The following is a 6,479-nucleotide window of genomic DNA, read 5'->3' as shown; positions in this document are numbered from 1 at the left end:
GCAGTAGATCTCGGTGCGGTTGCAGGTGGACAGGATGGCACCCTCGGGCACCAGGCTGCGCAGGCTGGCGCGAAGATCGGCCAGGGCGTCGCGCAGGCCCTCGCCCGGAAAGGACACCCGTTCACGCACGGCAACCGGCGCGGTGGTGTGATTGAGACCGAGGGCGATGAGATTCATGGACACCGGGATTGTAACGCCAGGTTGACGCTTGCGGAACTCCCGCGGGTTCTCAGGCGCTGTGCGCGCCCAGGAACAGCCGGTAGGCCGGGTGTCGGCTGACATCTTCATGGGCGTAGCCCAGGCCGGCAAGGAAGTCCCACAGTGCGCGCTTCTCGCCGGTCGGCACCTGCAGCCCGACCAGGATGCGGCCATAGTCGGCGCCATGGTTGCGATAGTGGAACAGCGAGATGTTCCAGTTGGGGCTCATGCTGGACAGGAATCGCATCAGTGCGCCGGGCCGCTCCGGGAACTCGAAGCGGTACAGAATCTCGTCGCGGGCGAGCGGCGAGTGCCCGCCCACCAGGTGACGGATGTGCAGCTTGGCGAGTTCGTCATCGGTGAGGTCCAGGGTCTCGAAGCCGGCGGCGCGCAGGCCTTCGGCGATGGTGGCGGCCTCGGCGCGGCGCTGGATCTGCACGCCGACGAACACATGAGCCTGGCGGGCATCGGCGATGCGGTAGTTGAACTCGGTGACATTGCGCGGACCCACGGCCTCGCAGAAGCGGCGGAAGCTGCCGCGTTCCTCCGGGATGGTCACCGCGAACACCGCCTCGCGCTGCTCGCCGATCTCGGCGCGCTCGGACACGAAGCGCAGCCGGTCGAAGTTCATGTTGGCGCCGCAGGCCAGCGTGACCAGGGTCTGGTCGCGCAGGCCTTCGCGCTCGACATAGGCCTTGGCGCCGGCGATCGCCATGGCCCCGGCCGGCTCGAGAATGGATCGGGTGTCCTGGAAGACATCCTTGATGGCCGCGCAGAGCTGGTCGGTGTCCACCAGCACGATCTCGTCGACATGCTCGCGGCACAGCCGGAAGGTTTCCTCGCCGACCTTCTTGACCGCGGTGCCGTCGGAGAACAGCCCGACGTCGGCCAGCTCCACCCGCCGGCCCGCCTTGAGCGAGCGGGCCATGGCGTCGGAGTCGGTGGCCTGCACGCCGATGATCCGGATCTCGGGCCGCACCTGCTTCACGTAGGCGGCGATGCCGGCGATCAGGCCGCCGCCGCCGATGGCCGCAAAGATGGCGTGGATGGGGCCGGGATGCTGGCGCAGGATCTCCATGCCGATGGTGCCGTTGCCGGCGATCACATCGGGGTCGTCGAAGGGATGGACGAAGGTCAGGCCCTCGGACTGCTGCAGGCTCAGGGAATGGGCGTAGGCGTCGCTGTAGCTGTCGCCGTGCAGCACCACCTCGGCGCCGCGGGCGCGCACGGCATCGACCTTGACCTGCGGGGTGGTCACCGGCATGACGATCACCGCCCGGCAGCCCAGGCGGCTGGCGGCCAGCGCCACCCCCTGGGCATGGTTGCCGGCCGAGGCGGCGATCACGCCGCGGGCGAGCTGCTCGGCCGGCAGGTGGGCCATCTTGTTGTACGAGCCGCGCAGCTTGAACGAGAACACATCCTGCATGTCCTCGCGCTTGAACAGGATCCGGTTGCCCAGCCGCGCCGACAGCAGCGGCGCGGGCTCCAGCGGGGTTTCGCGGGCCACATCGTAGACGCGGGCGGTGAGGATGCGCTTGAGGTACTGGGCGGACATTCCCTCATTTTAGTCCCGTCGGCTGGCGTGCCCTCAGCGATGCACGGCAAGGCCGCTGCTAGACTCGGTCGCGATGGAAGCGTTCATGACCACCGTCATCGACTGGTTCGCGCTGCCGAGGAACGGCCTGTCCTCGGTGTTCGTGATCGCCTTCGTGTCGGCCACCCTGCTGCCGATGGGCTCGGAGCCGGCGGTGTTCGCGTATGCCAAGCTCAATCCCGACCAGTTCTGGGCGGTGGTGGCGGTGGCCACCGCCGGCAACACCCTGGGCGGCGCGGTCGACTACTGGATGGGGCGGGGCGCCAGCGCCGCCATCACGCGGGGCCGCAATCACCGTTTTCTGGGCTGGTTCGAGCGCCTGGGGCCCAAGGCGCTCCTGGTGTCCTTCCTGCCCGTCATCGGCGACCCGATGTGCGCGGTGGCCGGCTGGCTGCGACTGCCCTTCTGGCCGTGCATCGGCTGGATCGCGATCGGCCGGGTGCTGCGTTATTCGCTCGCCACCGGGGCGCTGCTGTGGGTGCCCAACGACTGGTGGCGGGCGCTCGGCCGGCCGTTCGGTTTCTGAGGCGGCGCTAATCCCTGCCCGCCGGGCTGCCATGGCCGACCGCCCCGTGGCCCCGCGATAGAATGCTCTTTTAAGGGACGCACGATGAATGCGCCGCTGCCTCTGAGCGCGCTGCGGGCCGATGCCGAGAGCCCGGTCCGCCTGCGCGAGATCCCCTACAACTACACCTCCTTCAGCGACCGCGAGATCGTTGGCCGGCTGCTGGGCGAAGACGCCTGGCAGCTGCTCGACGAGTTGCGCGGCGAGCGCCGTACCGGCCGTTCCGCGCGCATGCTCTTCGAGGTGCTGGGCGACATCTGGGTGGTGCGCCGCAATCCCTACCTGCAGGACGACCTCATCGACAACCCCGGCCGCCGTCGGGCGCTGGTGTCGGCCCTGCATCACCGGCTGCACGAGATCGAGCGGCGCCGCACCCGTGACCGCGATGCTGCCGAGGAGGCGGTCGCGGTTGTCCGTGCCGAGCGGGTCGGGCGGCTGGTGGCCATGGCCACCGAGGCGGTCAGCGCCTTCGAGGCCGAGTTCGTGGCCACCGCGCGCCTGCGCCGCGCCGCGGTCCGGCTGCTGGGGCGGCACACCCATCGCGACAACATCCGCTTCGACGGCATGTCGCGGGTTTCGCATGTGACCGATGCCACCGACTGGCGGGTGGAGTACCCCTTCGTGGTGCTCACCCCCGACACCGAGGCCGAGATGGCGCCGCTGGTGTCGGCCTGCATCGAACTCGGGCTCACCATCATCCCGCGCGGCGGCGGCACCGGCTACACCGGGGGCGCGGTACCGCTCACCGCGCTCTCCGCGGTCATCAACACCGAGAAGCTCGAGCGGCTCGGGCCGGTCGAGCCCATGACCCTGCCCGGTGTGGCCACCCCGGTGCCCACCGTGTTCGCCGAGGCGGGCGTGGTCACCAAGCGCGTCACCGAGGCCGCCGAGCGCGCCGGTCTGGTCTTCGCGGTCGACCCCACCTCGCTCGAGGCCTCCTGCGTGGGCGGCAACATCGCCATGAACGCCGGCGGCAAGAAGGCGGTGCTCTGGGGCACCGCGCTCGACAACCTCGCCTGGTGGCGCATGGTCGACCCGCAGGGCCAGTGGCTGGAGGTCACCCGCCTCGACCACAACCTCGGCAAGATCCATGATGCGGCGCTCGCATGCTTCGAGCTGCGCTGGTATCGGCCCGGTCAGCTCGGCCCCGATGGCCTGATGCGCGGCGAGCCGGTGCGCACCGAGCGACTCGAGATCCCCGGCCGGGTTTTCCGCAAGCAGGGCCTGGGCAAGGATGTCACCGACAAGTTCCTCGCCGGCCTGCCCGGCATCCAGAAGGAAGGCTGCGACGGTCTGATCACCGCCGCGCGCTGGGTGCTGCATCGCATGCCCGCCCACATCCGCACGGTGTGCCTCGAATTCTTCGGCCAGCCGCGCCAGGCCGTGCCGTCCATCGTCGAGATCAAGCGCTACCTCGATGGCCTGTCCGCGGCCGCCGGTGCCGGCCCTCGGGTGCTGCTCGCCGGCCTCGAGCATCTCGACGAGCGCTATCTGCGTGCGGTGGGCTACACCACCAAGTCGCGCCGCGGCGGCCTGCCCAAGATGGTCCTGATCGGCGACATCGTCGGCGACGACGACGCCGCGGTCGCGCGCGCCGCCTCCGAGGTGGTGCGCATCGCCAACAGCCGCGCCGGCGAGGGCTTCACCGCGGTCTCGGCCGAGGCGCGCAAGACCTTCTGGGCCGACCGCGCCCGCACCGCCGCCATCGCCCGCCACACCAACGCCTTCAAGATCAACGAGGACGTGGTCATTCCGCTGGAGCGGATGGGCGAGTACACCGACGGCATCGAGCGCATCAACATCGAGCTGTCCACCGGCAACAAGCTGCGCCTCGTCGACGAACTCGAGGCGCTGCTGCGCGACACCCCGGTGCCGGCCCCCGCCGACGATGCTGCCGCCGACGACGAGCTCTTCGCCGAGCGGCTGCGCCAGGCCCGCGAGCTGCTCGCGCTCACCCGCGCCCGCTGGCGCTTCCTCCTCGATCGCATCGACGCGCCGCTGGCCGGGCTGCGCGAGGTGCTCCCCGGCTTCGGCCTGGCCGGGCACCAGGCCGCGCTCGATGCCCGCCTGCAGGTCGAGCCCGAGGCCACGCTGTTCACCCTGCTGCAGGATCGCAGCATCCGCGTGTCCTGGAAGACCGAGCTGCGCGAGCCGCTGTCGCGCATCCTGCAGGGCCAGGCGCTGCAGGCCCTGCTGCGCCGCTGCGACGAGACCCACCGCCGCGTGCTGCGCAGCCGGGTGTTCGTGGCGCTGCACATGCACGCCGGCGACGGCAATGTGCACACCAACCTGCCGGTGAACTCCGACGACTACGGCATGCTCAAGGAGGCCGAGGCCGCGGTCGCGCGCATCATGGCCCTGGCCCGCCGCCTCGATGGCGTCATCTCGGGCGAGCACGGCATCGGCATCACCAAGCTCGAGTTCCTCACCGAGGAGGAGCTCGCCGGCTTCCGGGCCTACAAGCAGCGCATCGACCCCGAAGGCCGCTTCAACCGCGGCAAGCTCATGCCCGGGGCCGACCTGCGCAACGCCTACACGCCGAGTTTCGGCCTGATGGGCGCCGAGTCGCTCATCCTGCAGGCCTCCGACATCGGCGCCATCGCCGATTCCGTCAAGAACTGCCTGCGCTGCGGCAAGTGCAAGCCGGTGTGCGCCACCCATGTGCCCGGCGCCAACCTGCTCTACTCGCCGCGCAACAAGATCCTGGCCACCTCGCTGCTGGTCGAGGCCTTCCTCTACGAGGAGCAGACCCGGCGCGGCGTGTCGATCCGGCACTGGGATGAATTCTCCGATGTCGCCGACCACTGTACGGTCTGCCACAAGTGCGAGTCACCCTGCCCGGTGGACATCGACTTCGGCGATGTCTCCATGAACATGCGCAACCTGCTGCGCAAGATGGGGCGCAAGAAGTTCAATGCCGGCAATGCCGCGGCCATGTTCTTCCTGAACGCCCGCGACCCCGACACCATCAACGCCACCCGGGCGGCGATGGTCGGCGTGGGCTATCGCGTGCAGCGCCTGGCCAACCGGGTGCTGGGCAAGTTCGCCCGGCGCCAGACCGCCCGGCCGCCGGCCAGCGTGGGCAAGCCGCCGATCAAGGCGCAGGTGATCCACTTCGTGAACAAGAAGATGCCGGGCAAGCTGCCCTTGCGCACCGCGCGTGCGCTGCTCGACATCGAAGATTCGCGCTACGTGCCGATCATCCGCGACCCGCGCGCCACCAGCGCCGACGCCGAGGCGGTGTTCTACTTCCCGGGCTGCGGCTCCGAGCGCCTGTTCTCGCAGGTAGGCCTGGCCACCCAGGCCATGCTCTGGCATGTCGGTGTGCAGACCGTGCTGCCGCCGGGGTACCTGTGCTGCGGCTACCCGCAGCGCGGCTCGGGCCAGTTCGACAAGGCCGAGCAGATCATCACCGACAACCGCGTGCTGTTCCACCGCGTGGCCAACACCCTCAACTACCTCGACATCAAGACGGTGGTGGTGAGCTGCGGCACCTGCTACGACCAGCTCCAGGGCTATGAGTTCGACAAGGTCTTCCCGGGCTGCCGCATCATCGACATCCACGAGTACCTCATGGAGAAGGGCGTGCGGCTCGAGGGCGTGACCGGCTCGCGCTACATGTACCACGAGCCCTGCCACACCCCCATGAAGACGCACGCCTCGAGCAAGGTGGTCAACACGCTCATGAACGAGCAGCTCAACGGCCGCATCGAGCGCAACGACCGCTGCTGCGGCGAGAGCGGCACACTTGCGGTCACCCGGCCCGACATCGCCACCCAGGTGCGCTTCCGCAAGGAGCAGGAGATGCGTCGCGGCGCGCAGGCGCTGCGCGCCCTGCCGGTGCTGTCGGCTCCCCCGGGGGCCGCGGCCGAGGCGCCGGTCAAGGTGCTCACCTCCTGCCCGTCGTGCCTGCAGGGCCTGTCGCGCTACGAGGACGACACCGGGGTGCAGGCCGACTACATCGTGGTCGAGATCGCCCGCCACCTGCTCGGCCCCGACTGGATGGCCGACTATGTCGCCCGCGCCAACGACGGCGGCATCGAGCGGGTGCTGGTCTAGACCGCCACCGCCGCGCCGGGCGGCAGCGCCCGGCGCATCCCGGTGAGCACGGCGGGCGCTGCC

General features: G+C 69.9%; 3 protein-coding genes and 1 pseudogene. 2 read left to right on the top strand and 2 right to left on the bottom strand.

What is annotated here, in order from left to right:
* Both AC2H6A_RS16950 and ilvA read right to left on the bottom strand, forming a co-directional pair.
* Positions 1 to 177 (bottom strand): annotated as a pseudogene (locus AC2H6A_RS16950) (glutamyl-tRNA reductase); the annotation flags it as partial.
* Between the two features lie 52 nt (positions 178 to 229).
* A complete protein-coding gene (ilvA, locus tag AC2H6A_RS16945; protein ID WP_484274893.1) occupies positions 230 to 1,753 on the bottom strand; it encodes a threonine ammonia-lyase, biosynthetic in 1,524 nt (507 codons plus the stop codon).
* 73 nt (positions 1,754 to 1,826) lie between these two features.
* Here ilvA and AC2H6A_RS16940 point away from each other — a divergent pair, with 73 nt between their 5' ends.
* Together AC2H6A_RS16940 and AC2H6A_RS16935 are read left to right on the top strand one after the other, a co-directional pair.
* Positions 1,827 to 2,318, top strand: a complete 492-nt coding sequence (locus AC2H6A_RS16940; protein WP_484274892.1) for a YqaA family protein — start codon at positions 1,827 to 1,829, stop codon at positions 2,316 to 2,318.
* A gap of 84 nt (positions 2,319 to 2,402) precedes the next feature.
* Complete coding sequence (locus AC2H6A_RS16935) at positions 2,403 to 6,416, top strand: DUF3683 domain-containing protein (protein WP_484274891.1); 4,014 nt, start codon at positions 2,403 to 2,405, stop codon at positions 6,414 to 6,416.
* Positions 6,417 to 6,479: the final 63 nt, after the last annotated feature.

It is taken from the genome of Quisquiliibacterium sp. (genome assembly GCF_982640115.1).
This window is presented reverse-complemented; position numbering and strand designations above follow the sequence as displayed.

Bases quoted from the DNA above. Each gene is read 5' to 3' on its own strand.
- ilvA (WP_484274893.1), bottom strand. From the start codon at position 1,753: ATGTCCGCCCAGTACCTCAAGCGCATCCTCACCGCCCGCGTCTACGAT.
- AC2H6A_RS16940 (WP_484274892.1), top strand. From the start codon at position 1,827: ATGGAAGCGTTCATGACCACCGTCATCGACTGGTTCGCGCTGCCGAGG.
- AC2H6A_RS16935 (WP_484274891.1), top strand. From the start codon at position 2,403: ATGAATGCGCCGCTGCCTCTGAGCGCGCTGCGGGCCGATGCCGAGAGC.